This is a genomic window from Streptomyces sp. NPDC030862, assembly GCF_055571835.1.
Map to the genome: position 1 here is coordinate 376,887 of NZ_JBVIEN010000006.1, position 17,177 is coordinate 394,063.

The following is a 17,177-nucleotide window of genomic DNA, read 5'->3' on the forward strand; positions in this document are numbered from 1 at the left end:
CCCGGGGCGACCCAATTTCGAACGCATTGTCATAGGGGTCCCCCTGCACGCGGGCCGACCGGATGGATAGGGTCCAGGCCAATGGCCCGTAGCGCACGAGTGGACGCGTACCTGGCCCGGATGCGGAAGTCGACGCGCCGGGCCCGCATCGCCCTGCGCAAATCCGCCGTGGACTACTTCCGCGGCGACGGCTCCGACTGGATCGCCTTCGCGGGCCTGCTGCTCACCGTCCCGGCCATCACGCTCTTCACCATCGCCAACCCCGTGTGGGCGGCACCGGCGGCGCTCGTCCTGCCGATCGTCGCCGGCGGCCTGCTGCTGCGCCCCGCGAGCCTGCTGGGCCTGTACGCGGCGGCCGCCGCGGCGCTGATCGTCGAGTCGCTGGCCCTCGGCCCGTACACGGAGGGCGCGGCGCGCGTCACCCCCGGCACGGTGCTCGTGGTGGCCGCGTGCGGCCTGTTCGGGCTGCTGCTGGCGCAGTTCCGCGCCCGCGTCGGCGTGCCCTGGCGGCGCGGCGGCACCATGCTGTTCGACCTGCGCGAACGCATCCGGGTCCAGAGTGCCCTGCCGGAGCTGCCCAAGGGCTGGCACCACGAGATGGCGCTGCGCCCGGCCGGCGGCCAGTCCTTCTCCGGAGACTTCGTCGTCGCGGCCCGCACCCACGGCGGCCGCACCCTGGAGGTCGTCCTCACCGACGTGTCCGGCAAGGGCATGGACGCGGGCTCGCGCGCCCTGCTGCTGTCGGGCGCCTTCGGCGGCCTGCTCGGCTCGCTGCCGCCGCACGGCTTCCTCCCGGCCGCCAACGGCTACCTGCTGCGCCAGGACTGGCAGGAGGGCTTCGCCACCTCCATCCACCTCGTACTGGACCTGGACTCCGGCGACTACGAACTGCTGTCGGCGGGGCACCTGCCCGCGCTCCAGCTGCACGCGGGCAGCGGCCGCTGGGAGGAGAAGACCGGCGAGGGCCCGCTGCTGGGCGTGTACGACGGTGCCGAGTTCCACCCGGTCAAGGGCTCCCTGCGCCCCGGCGACGTCCTCATGCTCTTCACCGACGGCCTGGTCGAGGCGGCGGACCGGGACATCGCCGAGGGCATCGACCGTCTGACGGGCGAGGCGGACCGCTACGTCGCCTCGGGCTTCGAGGGCGCGGCCTGGCACCTCATCGAGGCGTGCGCGAAGGACGTCAACGACGACCGGGCGCTGCTGCTGATCACCCGGGAGGCATAGGTGGCGATGACGTACCTGACGTTGGAAGAGGTCGAGGCGCTCGCCCGCGAGGCCCACGCCGGCCAGACCGACAAGGCGGGCCGCCCCTACGCCGAGCACCTCCGGGCGGTGGCCGAAGGGGTACGCGCGCGAGGCGGCGACGACGCCCAGACGGCGGCCGCGTGGCTGCACGACGCGGTGGAGGACGACCGGCTGTCCGAGGAGTGGCTCGCGGCCGCCGCGCTGCCGCAGGAGGTCAAGGACATCGTCCTGGCCCTCACCAAGCGGCCCGGCGAGGACCCCGCCGCGTACGCCGCCCGCGTCCTCGCCGTGCCGGGCGCCCGCCTCGTCAAGGAGGCGGACCTCGCACACAACGCGGACCCGGACCGCCTCGCCGTACTGGACGAGGCGACCCGGGCCCGGTTGACCGCGAAGTACGCGACGATGCGCGCGCTGCTGGGGCTCAGCCCTTCCTGAGCCTGTCGGGCTCCTTGCGGAACGCCCACTCCATCTCCGGCTCCGTCACGCACCGCAGGACGCGCCGCACCGGCGGCGTACACAGCAGCGTCACGGCCGCCGCGGCGGCCAGCGTCGTGGCGACCAGGCCGGCCGGTTCGGTGAGCCAGGGGTGCGCGGGGACGACCTCGAAGTAGTCGAGGGACTTCGTCAGGAAGCCGTGCAGCAGGTAGCCGCAGATGGTGCCCGCGCCCAGCACGGTGAACCAGGTCCGCCGGCCCGGCACCCACGCCAGGAACGCCACCGTCAGCAGCAGCGCGCAGGCGAACAGCCCCAGCGTCATCAGGGGCCCCGTCCACCAGGCGTACCCCAGTTCCGGGGCGCTGGTGGAGCGGTAGAACCAGCCCATCCGCACCCGCGGCGCCACCCAGTACGCGAACACCAGCGCCCCCGCGGCCAGCGGGAGCGCCGCCAGCCGCACCGCCCGGCTCCGTACCAGCGCGAGGTGCTCGGGCTTCAGGGTCACGCCCAGGACGAAGAACGGCAGGAACTGCAGGATCCGCTGGAGGTCCAGGTCGTCGCTGATGTCCGGCGTGAGCGAGGCGAGGCAGGCGATCACCAGCGCCACCGGCAGCGGATGGCGCAGGGTGCGCCACAGGGGCGCGGTCAGCCGCCACACGAACAGCGCGATCAGGAACCAGGTCAGGTAGAAGGGGTCGGTCAGGCTGAAGACCTGCGCGGGGTCGCCGGCCCAGCGCCGGAAGAGCGTGTACGCCGTCTCGAACACGAGGTACGGCACGGCGATGCCGGTGACCAGCCGCCGCATCTGGTGCGGCTTGGCGGTGAAGGTGCGGGAGAAGTAGCCGGAGATCAGGATGAAGGCCGGCATGTGGAAGGTGTACACGAGCATGTAGAGGGCCCGGGTCGCCCGGCTGCCCTCCATGACGGGCTCCCACGCGTGTGCCACGGCCACGAGCACGATCGCCAGGTACTTGGCGTTGTCGAACCAGGGGTCGCGCCCGGTGCCCTGCGCACCCGTCGCGGCACCCTGCGCACCCGTTCCGGCACCCGTCTCACCCGTCCTCACGGGTCTGTCGACGGTGCGTGCCTCCGGTGCCTCCGGTTCCTCCCGTGCTTGCGGTGCCTCTCGGGCCGGCGGGAGCGGGGCCCTTTGATTTCCCTGCGGAGCGTGGAACATCCCAGGCACCTTAGTAGCGCTCCGGCGTATTCGTAAAACGCGTGGGAAGGCGCGTCCATTCGCGGCTGACACGACCGTCAACCAGGCGATATGCCCCAATTAATCCCTCTTAAATGGGGCATATCGTTACGTGATTTTCGACGAAGAATTACCGCTCGGACACGCTGAGAATTTCTTGTGACCACCCTGTGTACGGGGCGGAACCATCACCTCGAATGAGCAGTAATTTTTTCGGAACGCGCGGTGGCCGGGTGGTTCGGTCCGTCGACGATGCGTCAGGGGGGCGGGATCCGGGCAAGGTTGGTGGCACGATGAGCCGAACGGGGGTGCGCCGGGCTGCCCGCCCCCGGCCGGCTGGCAGAGACCGACCGAGGGTGTGATCAGTGTGGCCATCTCACTGTCCGTGGTACTGCTGTTGGCGATCATCCTCGTGGTGATGATCCGCAGCGGCTCGATCAAAGCCGGGCCCGCGATCGTCGCCGCGCTCTTCGGCTTCTTCCTCGCCTCCACCGGGATGGCGCCGTCGATCCAGAAGTTCCTGGACTCGATAGCGTCCTCCATCAACCAGATCCGCTTCTGACCGGGCGGCCGTGCGGGTGCGCGCGCGTTACCTGTTCGCGGAGGCGAGGCGCGGTGAAACGCGTCAGGGCCAGGTCGGAGGGTGAACCTCCGACCTGGCCCTGAGCCGGTGAGAGCGGGCGACGGGAATCGAACCCGCGTAGCTAGTTTGGAAGACTAGGGCTCTACCATTGAGCTACGCCCGCAAGCGGCGCACCGCAGGTCACGTGGGCCGCGGCACGAAGAGCATCGTAGCGGGTCCGGGCCCGTCGCCGCACGCCCCTCAAACATGCCGACGCACCGCCCGCGGCCATGTACCCTACGTGTCGCACCGACGGGGTGTGGCGCAGCTTGGTAGCGCGTCCGCTTTGGGAGCGGAAGGCCGTGGGTTCAAATCCCGCCACCCCGACCATTCCCCTTCCGCGCTCCCGCCGCCGGGCGTGCCGCGCAACCAAGATCACATTGTGGGCCCCATCCCGCTTGCGGTTACTATGCAAGCTGCGTGCCCGTGTGTCTCTGTGACCGGGCCGATCAGCCGGGCCGCTCGACCAAGCGCCCCGGCAGAAACCAAGAATCAGTCACCAAGGAGACCGAACCGTGAAGAGCGCCGTGGAGACCCTGAACCCGACTCGGGTTCGGCTCACTGTCGAGGTGCCCTTCGAGGAGCTCAAGGCCAGCCTCGACGCGGCGTACAAGAAGATCAACCAGCAGGTCACGGTCAAGGGCTTCCGTAAGGGCAAGATCCCTGCCCGGGTGATCGACCAGCGGTTCGGCCGGGGTGCGGTGCTGGAGGAGGCCGTCAACGACGCCCTCCCGAAGTTCTACACGGAGGCCATCAACGAGGCCGACGTCAACCCGCTGGGCCAGCCCGACGTGGACATCACCGAGCTGAAGGACGGCGAGCTGCTGGCCTTCACCGCCGAGGTCGACATCCGTCCGGCGATCGAGATCCCGGACTACTCCGGCATCGAGGTCACCGTCGACGCCGTCGAGGTCAGCGACGAGGACGTCGAGAAGTCCGTGGAGCAGCTGCGCGAGCGCTTCGCCTCCACCTCCCCGGTCGAGCGCGCCGCCGCCGAGGGCGACGTCGTGACGATCGACCTCGAGGCCAAGGTCGACGGCGAGGTCCTCCCGGACGGTGTCGCGAGCGGCGTGCAGTACACCATCGGCTCCGGCGAGCTCCTCGAGGGCATCGACGAGGCCGTCACCGGCCTGGAGGCCGGCGGCGAGGCCACCTTCACCTCCACGCTGAAGGGCGGCTCCGCCGAGGGCAAGGAGGCCGAGGTCACCGTCAAGGTCACCCAGGTCGCCGCCCGTGAGCTCCCCGAGCTCGACGACGACTTCGCCCAGATGGCGTCCGAGTTCGACACCCTCGAGGAGCTGAAGGCCGACAGCCGCAAGCGCCTCGAGAACATGAAGCAGTACGACCAGGCCACCCAGGCCCAGGAGCGCGTCCTCGACGAGCTGCTGAAGCTGGTCGAGGTCCCGCTCCCCGAGAAGCTCCTCGAGGACGAGGTCAACACCCGCAAGCACAACCTCGAGCACCACCAGCTCGGCCAGATGGGTCTGACCCTCGACAAGTACCTGGAGCTCCAGGGCAAGACCGCCGAGGAGTTCGACGCGGAGACGCGCGAGCAGGCGATCAAGGGCATCAAGACCCAGTTCATCCTCGACGAGCTGGTCTCCCGCGAGGAGCTCAACGTCAACCAGGACGAGCTGACCGAGCACCTGATGCGCCGTGCCGCCTCCTCCGGCATGAGCCCCGACCAGTTCGCCAAGGCCGTCGTCGAGGGCGGCCAGGTCCCGATGCTGGTCGGCGAGGTCGCCCGCGGCAAGGCCCTCGCGGCCGTCGTCGAGGCCGCCAAGGTCGTCGACACCAACGGTGAGCCGGTCGACCTCGGGGACGACGAGGACGAGGCCGAGGAGGGCACCGAGGCCGCTGAGGCCGCCGCCGAGGCGTCCGAGGACGAGGCCGCCGAGGGCAAGTCCGAGGCCTGAGCCTCACCCTGACCGCTCCCTGGTCCGGTAGAACGTCCGACGGGCCCGGCCCGCACCCCGCGTGCGGCCGGGCCCGTCGCCGTACGGACGTACAGGCGTACTGGCGTACTGGCGTACGGACTAGGGACCCCCGGACAGCCCCCGGACCTTGCGCTCCCAGCGAACAGTCCGGGAAGCGGGATGGTGTTGTCCCACCTGCGCGTTAGGGTCCATGAATACGAGGGCAGGGGGATACCCGCCAAAGTACGAAGACGCTGAGACGGCCGCCGGAGCCGTCAGAGACGAGCAGGTGGATACGTGACGAATCTGAAGCCTCACGCCGCGGGTGAGCCGTCCATCGGTGGCGGCCTCGGCGACCATGTCTACAACCGGCTGCTCGGTGAGCGGATCATCTTCCTCGGTCAGGCGGTGGACGACGACATCGCCAACAAGATCACCTCGCAGATGCTGCTCCTTGCCGCCGACCCGGACAAGGACATCTACCTGTACATCAACAGCCCGGGTGGCTCGGTGACGGCCGGCATGGCGATCTACGACACCATGCAGTACATCCCGAACGACGTCGTCACCATCGGTATGGGCATGGCGGCCTCCATGGGCCAGTTCCTCCTCACCGGCGGCACCGCAGGCAAGCGCTTCGCGCTGCCGAACACCGACATCCTGATGCACCAGGGCTCCGCCGGCATCGGTGGCACCGCCTCGGACATCAAGATCCAGGCCGAGTACCTCCTCCGTACGAAGAGGCGCATGGCCGAGATCACCGCGCACCACTCCGGCCAGACCGTGGAGACGATCATCCGCGACGGCGACCGCGACCGCTGGTTCACCGCGACGGAGGCCAAGGAGTACGGCCTGATCGACGACATCATGTCCGCCGCCGCGGGCGTTCCGGGTGGTGGCGGCACCGGCGCCTGAGCTGCCCCAGCAGCCGCGCCGTACCGCCCCAAGCCTCCCGCCTCACAGCCCGCCGAACGCCACCAGGATGGTGAACACCCACATGAGCAACTTCTCAGCGAGCGGCCTCTACACCGGCCCCCAGGTGGACAACCGGTACGTCGTCCCCCGCTTCGTCGAGCGCACGTCCCAAGGCGTGCGCGAGTACGACCCGTACGCGAAGCTCTTCGAGGAGCGCGTGATCTTCCTCGGCGTGCAGATCGACGACGCCTCCGCCAACGACGTCATGGCGCAGCTGCTGTGCCTGGAGTCGATGGACCCGGACCGCGACATCTCCATCTACATCAACAGCCCCGGTGGCTCCTTCACCGCGCTGACGGCGATCTACGACACGATGCAGTTCGTGAAGCCGGACATCCAGACGGTGTGCATGGGCCAGGCGGCCTCCGCCGCGGCCGTCCTCCTCGCCGCCGGTACGCCCGGCAAGCGGATGGCCCTGCCGAACGCCCGCGTGCTGATCCACCAGCCGTCCGGCGGCACCGGCCGCGAGCAGCTCTCCGACCTGGAGATCGCGGCCAACGAGATCCTGCGCATGCGTACGCAGCTGGAGGAGATGCTGGCGAAGCACTCCACCCAGCCGATCGAGAAGATCCGCGACGACATCGAGCGCGACAAGATCCTCACCGCCGAGGACGCCCTCGCGTACGGCCTCGTCGACCAGATCGTCTCGACCCGTAAGAGCACCGCCGCGGCGGCTGCCTGACGGACCAACCTCCCTTGGCGCGGTGTGAACCGTGCCAAGGGGGGCCCGTACGGGGGGCCCGGCAAGGTACCGTCGGATATGAGGCACCAGGAGCAGGCTGAACCAAGCCGCTCCCAGGCGAAGGGGAAGCACCTCGTGGCACGCATCGGTGATGGCGGCGACCTGCTCAAGTGCTCGTTCTGCGGAAAGAGCCAGAAGCAGGTGAAGAAGCTCATCGCAGGCCCCGGTGTGTACATCTGCGACGAGTGCATCGACCTCTGCAACGAGATCATCGAGGAGGAGCTCGCCGAGACCTCCGAGGTGCGGTGGGAGGAACTCCCCAAGCCGCGCGAGATCTACGAGTTCCTGGAGGGGTACGTCGTCGGGCAGGAGCCCGCGAAGAAGGCCCTCTCCGTCGCGGTGTACAACCACTACAAGCGCGTCCAGGCCGGCGAGAACGGCGGCGCGCAGGGCCGGGACGACGCGATCGAACTCGCCAAGTCCAACATCTTGTTGCTGGGCCCCACGGGCTCCGGCAAGACCCTCCTGGCCCAGACGCTCGCCCGGATGCTCAACGTCCCGTTCGCCATCGCCGACGCGACGGCGCTCACGGAGGCCGGGTACGTGGGCGAGGACGTCGAGAACATCCTGCTGAAGCTCATCCAGGCCGCCGACTACGACGTCAAGAAGGCCGAGACGGGCATCATCTACATCGACGAGATCGACAAGGTCGCCCGTAAGAGCGAAAACCCGTCGATCACGCGCGATGTCTCCGGCGAGGGCGTGCAGCAGGCCCTGCTCAAGATCCTGGAAGGCACCACGGCCTCCGTGCCGCCGCAGGGCGGCCGCAAGCACCCGCACCAGGAGTTCATCCAGATCGACACGACGAACGTCCTGTTCATCGTGGGCGGCGCCTTCGCCGGCCTGGAGAAGATCATCGAGTCGCGGGCGGGCGCCAAGGGCATCGGCTTCGGCGCGACGATCCGCTCCAAGCGCGAGATCGAGGCCAGCGACCAGTTCCAGGAGGTCATGCCGGAGGACCTGGTCAAGTTCGGCATGATCCCCGAGTTCATCGGCCGCCTCCCGGTCATCACCTCGGTCCACAACCTCGACCGCGAGGCCCTCCTGAAGATCCTCGTCGAGCCGCGCAACGCGCTGGTCAAGCAGTACCAGCGCCTCTTCGAACTCGACGGCGTGGAGCTGGACTTCGACCGCCCCGCCCTGGAGGCCATCGCCGACCAGGCGATCCTCCGCGGCACGGGCGCCCGCGGTCTGCGCGCCATCATGGAAGAGGTCCTGATGTCCGTGATGTACGAGGTCCCGTCCCGCAAGGACGTGGCCCGCGTCGTCATCACGGCGGACGTCGTCCACAACAACGTCAACCCCACGCTGGTCCCGCGGGTCGTCAAGGACCAGGGCCGCCACGAGAAGTCGGCGTAACGCCGCACAGGACCAGTGAAAGGGGCGCCCGTCCGGTTCACCGACCGGACGGGCGCCCCTTTCACGTTCTCGCCCTACGTCACACCTTGGTGCGCGAGGAGTTGTACACCTTCGCGGTCAGATCGGCGACCTGCTCCTGCGGGACGGCCTTGCCGTTGGGGCCCATCATCTGCGCCATGTCGATGACGTTCACCGCACCGAGGGTGCTGTAGTCGGCCCAGACGCAGATCGTCAGCTCGAAGGACTTCGGGCCGAGGCCGCTCGCGTCCCCGCCGCCCGTCGGGGTGCTCTTGACCATCTGGCACTTCATCAGCGCGCCCTTGAAACCGGACGGCTCCACGGCGGTGGGGCTGCCCACGAGTTCGACGTTGAAGTCCGAGTCGGCCTCCTCCTTGGTGCCCTTCTCGACCTTCGCGAAGTAGCCGTCGATGGCCTTCTCGGGGTCGGAGATCTCGCCCCAGAAGCCGGTCAGGCCCATGACCTTGCCCTTCATCGGCTCGGACTCGGCCCCCGCCTTGTAGTCGGCACCCGCCTGCGTGGGGTTCTTGATACCGAGGAGGGTCTCGACCTCCTTCTTCTCCTTGTCGTCCAGCGTCTCGCCGGTGTCCTTGTTCTTCTTGTACTCGTCGACTGACGCGGCCGGGGTCAGCTTGTAACCCTTGGTGTCGTCCCCGACGGAGCCACCGCCGCCCGAGCCGAACATGAAGTACGCGCCCACACCCAGCGCCACGACCACGGCGACTGAGCCGAGGATGATGCCCGTCTTCTTGCCGCCGCCGCCCGAGACCGGCGGCGGGGGCGGCGGGTAGGCACCCGGGCCCGCGCCGTAGGGCTGCTGCGGGGGCTGGCCGTACGGGGCCGGCGGCTGCTGCGGGTAGCCGTAGCCCTGGGGCTGCGGCGGCGGGGCCTGCTGGGGGTAGCCGTAGCCGGGCTGGGGCGCCTGCGGCTGCTGCGGGGGCTGGCCGTAAGGGCCCGGCTGACCGTACGGTCCCGGCTGCTGGGGCTGTCCGCCGTACGGGCCCGGCTGGTTGTAACTCATTAAAGGGTTCCCCTCCGAATGCTTATGCGTTCCTCACATCCTGGCCGAAAGGGGTTCCCCATGGCACGGCGGGGGCCCACACCGTTACGGAAGATTCCCGTTTCAGTACGGGCCTGTGACACCTCTAAACTGTGGCCCGTGACCGAGAACACTCAGCAGCAGCCAGCATCCGTCCCCGAACTGCCGACCACCTACGCGCCGGCCGAGGTAGAGGGGCCGCTGTACGAGCGCTGGGTGGAGCGCGGTTACTTCGAGGCCGACGAGCACAGCGACAAGCCGCCGTACACCATCGTCATCCCCCCGCCGAACGTCACCGGCAGCCTCCACCTGGGCCACGCCTTCGAGCACACGCTCATCGACGCCCTCACCCGCCGCAAGCGGATGCAGGGCTACGAGACGCTGTGGCAGCCCGGCATGGACCACGCCGGCATCGCCACGCAGAACGTCGTCGAGCGCGAGCTCGCCAAGGAGGGCAAGTCCCGCCACGACCTGGGCCGCGAGGCCTTCGTCGAGCGCGTCTGGCAGTGGAAGGCAGAGTCCGGCGGCCAGATCTCCGGCCAGATGCGCCGCCTCGGCGACGGCGTCGCCTGGTCCCGCGAGCGCTTCACCATGGACGAGGGCCTCTCCCAGGCCGTCCAGACCATCTTCAAGAAGCTCTACGACGACGAGCTCATCTACCGCGCCGAGCGCATCATCAACTGGTGCCCGCGCTGCCTCACCGCCATCTCCGACATCGAGGTGGAGTACCAGGACGACGACGGCGAGCTCGTCTCCATCCGCTACGGCGAGGGTGACGACGCCATCGTCGTCGCCACCACCCGCGCCGAGACGATGCTCGGCGACACCGCCGTCGCCGTCCACCCCGACGACGAGCGCTACCAGCACCTCGTCGGCCGCGAGATCGAGCTGCCGCTGACCGGCCGCCGCATCCCCGTCGTCGCCGACGAGCACGTCGACCCCGAGTTCGGCACCGGCGCCGTCAAGGTGACCCCGGCGCACGACCCGAACGACTTCGAGATCGGCCAGCGCCACAACCTGCCGAACCTCGCCGTCATGGACGAGCGCGCCGTCATCACCGCCCACGGCCCCTTCCAGGGCCTGGACCGCATGGAGGCCCGCTCCGCCATCGTCGCCGCCCTGCGCGCCGAGGGCCGGATCGTCGCCGAGAAGCGCCCGTACGTCCACTCCGTCGGCCACTGCTCGCGCTGCAAGACCACCATCGAGCCGCGCCTGTCCATGCAGTGGTGGGTCAAGGTCGGTCCGCTCGCCGAGGCCGCCGGCGACGCGGTCCGCGACGGCCGGGTCAAGATCCACCCGCAGGAGATGGAGAAGCGGTACTTCGACTGGGTCGACAACCTCCACGACTGGTGCATCTCCCGCCAGCTGTGGTGGGGCCACCGCATCCCCGTCTGGTACGGCCCCAACGGCGAGGTCGTCTGCGTCGGCCCCGACGAGCAGCCCCCGGCCGGCGACGGCTGGCACCAGGACACCGACGTCCTCGACACCTGGTTCTCGTCCGGCCTGTGGCCGTTCTCCACGCTCGGCTGGCCCTCGCGATCCGACGGCCTCGCGAAGTTCTACCCGAACTCCGTCCTCGTCACCGGCTACGACATCCTCTTCTTCTGGGTCGCCCGGATGATGATGTTCGGCCTCTACGCGATGGACGGCACGCCGCCGTTCCACACCATCGCCCTGCACGGCATGGTCCGTGACCAGAACGGCAAGAAGATGTCGAAGTCCTTCGGCAACGCGGTCAACCCGCTGGACTGGATGGACAAGTACGGCTCCGACGCGCTGCGCTTCACGCTCGCCCGCGGCGCCAACCCCGGCATCGACGTCCCGATCGGCGAGGACTGGGTCCAGGCGTCCAGCAAGTTCGCCAACAAGATCTGGAACGCCACCCGCTTCGCCCTGATGAACGGCGCGACGATCGAGGGCGAGCTGCCCGACCCGTCCCGGATGTCCGCCACGGACCGCTGGATCCTGTCGCGGCTCAACAAGACGGTCGCCGAGGTCGACGCGTACTACGACGACTACCAGTTCTCGAAGCTGTCCGACGCCCTCTACCACTTCGCGTGGGACGAGGTCTTCGACTGGTACGTCGAGCTGTCGAAGACCGCCTTCTTCGCCGGCGGCGAGGGCGCCCGGGTCTCCGGCCGGGTGCTCGGCGAGGTCCTCGACGTCATGCTGCGCCTGCTGCACCCCGTCGTCCCGTTCGTCACCGAGACGCTGTGGACGGCGCTCACCGGCGGCGAGTCCGTCGTGATCGCCGACTGGCCGAAGGACAGCGGCTTCCGCGACGAGGCCGCCGAGCGGGAGATCGAGCTCGTCCAGCGGGTCGTCACCGAGGTCCGCCGGTTCCGCAAGGAGCAGGGCCTGCAGGACGCCCAGAAGGTCCCCGCCCGCCTCACCCTCGACGGCACCGTCCTCGTCGCCCACGAGCCGGCCATCCGCCAGCTCCTGCGCCTCCAGCCCGAGGGCGACGCCTTCCAGGCCACCGCGACCCTCCCGGTCGCCGGCGCCACGGTCGCGCTGGACCTCTCCGGCACGATCGACGTCGAGGCGGAGCGCAAGCGCCTGACGAAGGACCTGGCCGCCGCGGAGAAGGAGAAGGCGCAGGCGAACGCCAAGCTCGGCAACGAGGCGTTCCTCGCCAAGGCCCCCGACCACGTGGTGGACAAGATCCGCGCCCGGCTCGCCAAGGCCGACGAGGACATCACCCGCATCGAGAGCCAGCTGGCGAACCTGCCGAAGGCGTAAGCCACGGCATGACAGTGCCGGAGCGGCCCCGGAACCACTCGGTTCCGGGGCCGCTCCGTAGACTGGACCGCGTGAGTGAGCAGCCACCCAGCCAGTCCAGCGACGATTTCGACGACTTCGACGAGATTGTCGAGGCCGAGACCGAGCGCGACCCCGACCTGGCGGTGATCGAGGCCGGCAGCCGTACGCTGCGCGCCCAGGCCGGACCGCCCCAGGCAGCCGACCTCGTGCCCGCACGGCCCGCCGACCCCGAGGTCGACAAGGCGCTGCGGGAGGTGGAGCAGGAGCTCGCCACCCGCTGGGGCGAGACCAAGCTGGAGCCGTCGGTCACCCGCATCGCGGCGCTCATGGACGTCCTCGGCGAACCGCAGCACACGTACCCGTCGATCCACATCACCGGCACCAACGGCAAGACGTCCACCGCACGGATGATCGAGGCCCTGCTCGGCGCCTTCGACCTGCGCACCGGGCGCTACACCTCGCCGCACGTGCAGTCGATCACCGAGCGCATCAGCCTCGACGGCGCGCCGATCAGCGCCGAGCGCTTCATCGAGACGTACCAGGACATCAAGCCGTACGTCGAGATGGTCGACGCCCAGCAGGACTACCGGCTCTCCTTCTTCGAGGTCCTCACCGGAATGGCGTACGCGGCCTTCGCGGACGCGCCGGTCGACGTGGCGGTCGTCGAGGTCGGCATGGGCGGCAGCTGGGACGCGACGAACGTCATCGACGGTGACGTCGCCGTCGTCACCCCCATCTCCCTGGACCACACCGACCGCCTCGGCTCCACGCCCGCCGAGATCGCCGGCGAGAAGTCCGGGATCATCAAGGAGGGCGCGACCGTCATCCTGGCGCAGCAGCCGGTGGACGCGGCCCAGGTGATGCTGAAGAAGGCCGTCGAGGTCGACGCGACGGTCGCCCGCGAGGGCATGGAGTTCGGCGTCGTCGCCCGCGAGGTCGCGGTCGGCGGGCAGCTGCTGACGCTGCGCGGGCTCGGCGGCGAGTACGAGGAGATCTTCCTGCCGCTGTACGGCGCCCACCAGGCGCACAACGCGGCGGTGGCGCTCGCGGCGGTCGAGGCCTTCTTCGGCGTCGGCGCGCAGGCCGCGCGCACGCTCGACATCGACACCGTCCGGCGGGCCTTCGCCTCGGTCGCGTCGCCGGGCCGCCTGGAGGTCGTACGGCGCAGCCCGACCGTCGTGCTGGACGCGGCGCACAACCCGGCCGGCGCGCTGGCGACGGCCGACGGCATCACCGAGTCGTTCCACTTCTCCCGGCTGATCGGTGTCGTCGGCACGAGCGGCGACAAGGACGTGCGCGGCCTGCTGGAGGCGTTCGAGCCGATCTTCGCCGAGGTCGTCGTCACCCAGAACTCCACCCCGCGCGCGATGGACGCCGACGAGCTGGCCGCCATCGCCGTCGAGGTCTTCGGTGACGACCGCGTGGTGGTCGAGCCGCGGCTGGACGACGCGCTGGAGGCGGCGATCACGCTCGCCGAGGAGGAGAGCGAGTTCGCGGGCGCGGGCGTGCTCGTGACCGGCTCCGTGATCACGGTCGGCGAGGCCCGGCTGCTGCTGGGGAAGGGCTGAGGTTTCGATGCGTACGCTCTGCGCGTCCACGCTGATCGGCGAGTTCTTCGTGATCGGTTTCGCCGGTCTGGTGGCGATGAAGGACGACAGCCTGACGATGGGCACCGTATGGACGGTGTGCGGCGTCGCGATGCTGCTGTCCGTCCTGCTGTGCGGCATGATCACCCGCCCGGGCGGCCTCCAGCTCGGCTGGGCGCTCCAGATCGCGCTGATCGCGAGCGGCTTCGTGGTGCCGATCATGTTCTTCCTGGGCGCGGTCTTCGCGGGCCTGTGGTGGGCCTCCATCCACTACGGCCGCAAGATCGACGAGGCCAAGGCGAGGTGGGCGGCCCAGAGCGAGGCGGCCCCGCCGCCGGCCGGGACCCCGTCCGCCTGACGCCCCGGATCCGGACCGGGACCGGGTGCCGCCGCCCGCCCCGGTCCCTGTAGCCTCACCTCACCGCACACGTATGCCTGCAAGGAGCCGTTACCCATGACCCAGCGCACGCTCGTCCTGCTCAAGCCCGACGCGGTCCGGCGCGGCCTGATCGGCGAGATCATCGGCCGTATCGAGCGCAAGGCCGGCTGGACCATCACCGCGCTGGAGCTGCGCCACCTCGACCAGGAGACGCTGGAGCAGCACTACGGCGAGCACAAGGGCAAGCCTTTCTACGAGCCGCTGGTGGCCTTCATGTCCTCCGGCCCCGTCGTCGCGCTCGTCGTCGAGGGCGAGCGTGTCATCGAGGGCGTACGGCAGCTGGCGGGGCCCACCGACCCGATCGCCGCGGCGCCCGGCTCCATTCGGGGCGATTTCGGCACCATCGTCCGGGAGAACCTGATCCACGCCTCGGACTCGGAGGAGTCCGCCATTCGGGAACTGAAGATTTTCTTCCCCGGTATTTCCTGACCGGCTGTCAGCCATACAGCGCTCACGACCTGGGGCGACCGAAGGAATTCGGTCGCCCTTCGGCATATGAACGCCACAACCGGGAACGCATCGCTCCGACACGTCGTCACCTATACAGAGGCGGGCCACCGCGCCGTGTCCGCGCAGGCGGCACTACGATGTGAATCTCCGCGCCACACCACCCACCTCGCCGACCTGAGAAGCCGTCAACGCTCTAATTGGGAAGGCCCGACGCATCCTCATGGGAAACAAGGGGAACTCAATGTCGTTCATCGGCCGTGACATGGCTGTCGACCTCGGGACCGCCAACACGCTGGTGTACGTCAGGGGTCGCGGCATCGTCCTCAACGAGCCGTCCGTCGTCGCCATCAACACCAACACCGGTGGCATCCTGGCGGTCGGTGCCGAAGCGAAGAAGATGATCGGCCGGACCCCCGGCAACATCGTCGCCGTCCGCCCTCTGAAGGACGGCGTCATCGCCGACTTCGAGATCACCGAGCGGATGCTCAGGTACTTCATCCTGAAGATCCACAAGCGCCGTTACCTCGCCCGCCCCCGGGTCGTGGTCTGCGTGCCGTCGGGGATCACCGGGGTGGAGCGCCGCGCCGTCATCGAGGCGTCCACGCAGGCCGGCGCGCGCCAGGTGCACATCATCGAGGAGCCCATGGCCGCGGCCATCGGCTCCGGCCTCCCGGTCCACGAGGCCACCGGCAACATGGTCGTCGACATCGGCGGCGGCACCACCGAGGTCGCCGTCATCTCCCTCGGCGGAATCGTCACGGCACAGTCCATCCGGGTGGCCGGCGACGAGCTGGACAACGCGATCATCCAGCACGTCAAGAAGGAGTACAGCCTCCTCCTCGGCGAGCGGACCGCCGAGCAGATCAAGATCACGATCGGTTCGGCGTTCGACCTCGAGAACGACGAGCACACCGAGATCCGCGGCCGGGATCTCGTCTCCGGACTCCCCAAGACCGTGGTCATCTCGGCCGCCGAGGTCCGCAAGGCCATCGAGGAGCCGGTCAACGCCATCGTCGACGCGGTCAAGACGACGCTCGACAAGTGCCCGCCCGAGCTGTCCGGCGACGTCATGGACCGCGGCATCGTCCTCACCGGCGGCGGCGCCCTGCTGCGCGGCCTGGACGAGCGGCTGCGCCGCGAGACCGGCATGCCGATCCACATCGCCGAGGACCCGCTGGACTCGGTGGCGCTCGGCTCCGGCAAGTGCGTCGAGGAGTTCGAGGCGCTCCAGCAGGTCCTGGACGCCCAGCCCCGCCGCTAGCCGGCGCGTGGGGCGCGTCGGCGCGTGAGCGACGGTCAGCCGTACGGGTGCTGTCGTACCCGTACGGCTCCTCGTTGATCCGGTCGACCCCGTAGTACAACGGCACAGCACACACATTCCTACGAGGAAGGGCACGGCCGCCCCACGTGAGGGACACACGAGAAAGCCGGCTACTCCTGGTCCTGCTGGTAGCCATCGCGTTCGCGCTGATCACGGTGGACATCCGCGGCGGCGAGGAGTCACCCGTCGACGGCGCCCGGCGGGCCGCCGCGACGGTCTTCGGCCCCGTCGAGAACAGCGTCGCGTCCGCGGTCGACCCGATCGGCAACGCCATCGCGGCCGTACGGGACTCCGGGGAGCGCCACAGCCGCATCGCGCAGCTGGAGCGGGAGAACGCCGCGCTGAAGACGAGACTCGGCAGCGACGACCGCAACCGCGCCCGGGTGCGCGAGCTCGACGGGCTGCTGAAGAAGGCCGGCGCCGGCCAGTACGGCATCAAGGCGGCCGAGGTCATCGCCATAGGAGCCGCCCAGGGCTTCTCGTGGACCGTCACCATCGACGCCGGCTCGACCGACGGCATCCAGCGCGACATGACCGTCATCAACGGCGACGGGCTCGTCGGCCGCGTCACCACCGTCGGGCCGAGCACCGCGACCGTCCTCCTCGCCAACGACCCCGACTTCACCGTCGGCACCCGCATGGAGAAGACCGACGAGCTCGGCTTCGCCACCGGCCAGGGCGACCGGCCACTGTCCGTGCAGCTCCTCAACGGCAAGGCCAAGGTCAAGCCCGGCGACCGGCTCGTCACCTTCGGCTCGCAGGCCAACAAGCCCTTCGTGCCCGGAGTCCCGGTCGGCGAGGTCGTCCGCGTCGACCCGTCCGGCGGCGACCTGACCCGCACCGTGTTCGTCCGGCCGTACGCCGTCTTCAGCAAGCTCGACATCGTCGGCGTCGTCGTCCAGTCGCCGCGCACCGACCCGCGCGACACGGTCCTGCCGCCCCGGCCCACGCCCGAGCCGACCGTGACCGTCACGGTCACCCCGAGCCCCACGGGCACCGGCGCCCCGAGCGGCGCCCCCAGCGGTCAGCCCAGCGGTGCCGCCACCGGCCGGCCGGAGGAGGAGTAAGA

Annotated in this window: 15 protein-coding genes and 2 tRNA genes; 14 read left to right on the forward strand and 3 right to left on the reverse strand. The window is 69.6% G+C overall.

Annotation, left to right across the window (positions count from 1 at the left end):
• Window positions 1-81: 81 nt before the first annotated feature.
• Complete coding sequence (locus ACZ42X_RS18860) at window positions 82-1,227, forward strand: SpoIIE family protein phosphatase (protein ID WP_468290960.1); 1,146 nt, start codon at window positions 82-84, stop codon at window positions 1,225-1,227.
• Between the two features lie 6 nt (window positions 1,228-1,233).
• Complete coding sequence (locus tag ACZ42X_RS18865) at window positions 1,234-1,683, forward strand: HD domain-containing protein (protein WP_468291236.1); 450 nt, start codon at window positions 1,234-1,236, stop codon at window positions 1,681-1,683.
• Here the strand turns inward: ACZ42X_RS18865 and ACZ42X_RS18870 are convergent.
• Window positions 1,670-2,860, reverse strand: a complete 1,191-nt coding sequence (locus ACZ42X_RS18870) for an acyltransferase family protein (protein WP_468290962.1) — start codon at window positions 2,858-2,860, stop codon at window positions 1,670-1,672. The genes ACZ42X_RS18865 and ACZ42X_RS18870 overlap by 14 nt on opposite strands.
• Before the next feature lie 385 nt (window positions 2,861-3,245).
• On the opposite strand from ACZ42X_RS18870, the gene ACZ42X_RS18875 reads away from it, so the two are divergent.
• A complete protein-coding gene (locus tag ACZ42X_RS18875; RefSeq protein WP_355360967.1) occupies window positions 3,246-3,440 on the forward strand; it encodes a hypothetical protein in 195 nt (64 codons plus the stop codon).
• Between the two features lie 113 nt (window positions 3,441-3,553).
• Here ACZ42X_RS18875 and ACZ42X_RS18880 read toward each other — a convergent pair.
• Window positions 3,554-3,624, reverse strand: a tRNA-Gly gene (locus ACZ42X_RS18880).
• Between the two features lie 129 nt (window positions 3,625-3,753).
• On the opposite strand from ACZ42X_RS18880, the gene ACZ42X_RS18885 reads away from it, so the two are divergent.
• The 5 genes from ACZ42X_RS18885 (at window position 3,754) to clpX (ending at window position 8,492) form a co-directional block, all read left to right on the forward strand.
• A tRNA-Pro gene (locus ACZ42X_RS18885) sits at window positions 3,754-3,830 on the forward strand.
• 185 nt (window positions 3,831-4,015) lie between these two features.
• Window positions 4,016-5,416 (forward strand): trigger factor, encoded by a 1,401-nt coding sequence (gene tig, locus ACZ42X_RS18890; RefSeq protein ID WP_468290964.1) that lies wholly within the window; start codon window positions 4,016-4,018, stop codon window positions 5,414-5,416.
• 297 nt (window positions 5,417-5,713) lie between these two features.
• Window positions 5,714-6,331 (forward strand): ATP-dependent Clp protease proteolytic subunit, encoded by a 618-nt coding sequence (locus ACZ42X_RS18895; protein ID WP_361413483.1) that lies wholly within the window; start codon window positions 5,714-5,716, stop codon window positions 6,329-6,331.
• Between the two features lie 67 nt (window positions 6,332-6,398).
• Entirely contained in the window at window positions 6,399-7,073 is a 675-nt protein-coding gene (locus ACZ42X_RS18900; RefSeq protein ID WP_031070475.1) for an ATP-dependent Clp protease proteolytic subunit, read from the forward strand.
• A gap of 135 nt (window positions 7,074-7,208) precedes the next feature.
• Window positions 7,209-8,492: an ATP-dependent Clp protease ATP-binding subunit ClpX gene (gene clpX / locus ACZ42X_RS18905; RefSeq protein ID WP_355360976.1), complete on the forward strand. Its 1,284-nt coding sequence runs from the start codon at window positions 7,209-7,211 to the stop codon at window positions 8,490-8,492.
• Window positions 8,493-8,571: 79 nt separating this feature from the next.
• Here clpX and ACZ42X_RS18910 read toward each other — a convergent pair whose 3' ends face one another.
• Window positions 8,572-9,531, reverse strand: a complete 960-nt coding sequence (locus tag ACZ42X_RS18910; RefSeq protein ID WP_468290969.1) for a hypothetical protein — start codon at window positions 9,529-9,531, stop codon at window positions 8,572-8,574.
• A 138-nt stretch (window positions 9,532-9,669) separates the two neighbouring features.
• Between ACZ42X_RS18910 and ACZ42X_RS18915 the strand changes: the two genes are divergently transcribed.
• The 6 genes from ACZ42X_RS18915 (at window position 9,670) to mreC (ending at window position 17,175) form a co-directional block, all read left to right on the forward strand.
• Window positions 9,670-12,291, forward strand: a complete 2,622-nt coding sequence (locus ACZ42X_RS18915; protein WP_468290972.1) for a valine--tRNA ligase — start codon at window positions 9,670-9,672, stop codon at window positions 12,289-12,291.
• Between the two features lie 71 nt (window positions 12,292-12,362).
• Window positions 12,363-13,880 carry a bifunctional tetrahydrofolate synthase/dihydrofolate synthase gene (gene folC, locus ACZ42X_RS18920; RefSeq protein WP_468290975.1) on the forward strand — a complete coding sequence of 506 codons (1,518 nt, stop codon included), beginning with the start codon at window positions 12,363-12,365 and terminating at the stop codon, window positions 13,878-13,880.
• Window positions 13,881-13,887: 7 nt separating this feature from the next.
• Window positions 13,888-14,256, forward strand: a complete 369-nt coding sequence (locus tag ACZ42X_RS18925) for a DUF4233 domain-containing protein (protein ID WP_468290978.1) — start codon at window positions 13,888-13,890, stop codon at window positions 14,254-14,256.
• A gap of 96 nt (window positions 14,257-14,352) precedes the next feature.
• Window positions 14,353-14,766 carry a nucleoside-diphosphate kinase gene (gene ndk, locus ACZ42X_RS18930; RefSeq protein WP_468290981.1) on the forward strand — a complete coding sequence of 138 codons (414 nt, stop codon included), beginning with the start codon at window positions 14,353-14,355 and terminating at the stop codon, window positions 14,764-14,766.
• Window positions 14,767-15,028: 262 nt separating this feature from the next.
• The gene (locus tag ACZ42X_RS18935) at window positions 15,029-16,048 is read left to right on the forward strand and encodes a rod shape-determining protein (RefSeq protein ID WP_468290984.1); all 1,020 of its coding nucleotides are present in this window, start codon (window positions 15,029-15,031) and stop codon (window positions 16,046-16,048) included.
• Window positions 16,049-16,194: 146 nt separating this feature from the next.
• Window positions 16,195-17,175, forward strand: coding sequence for a rod shape-determining protein MreC (mreC, locus tag ACZ42X_RS18940; protein ID WP_468290987.1), 981 nt, complete (start codon window positions 16,195-16,197; stop codon window positions 17,173-17,175).
• The last annotated feature ends 2 nt before the right edge of the window (window positions 17,176-17,177 follow it).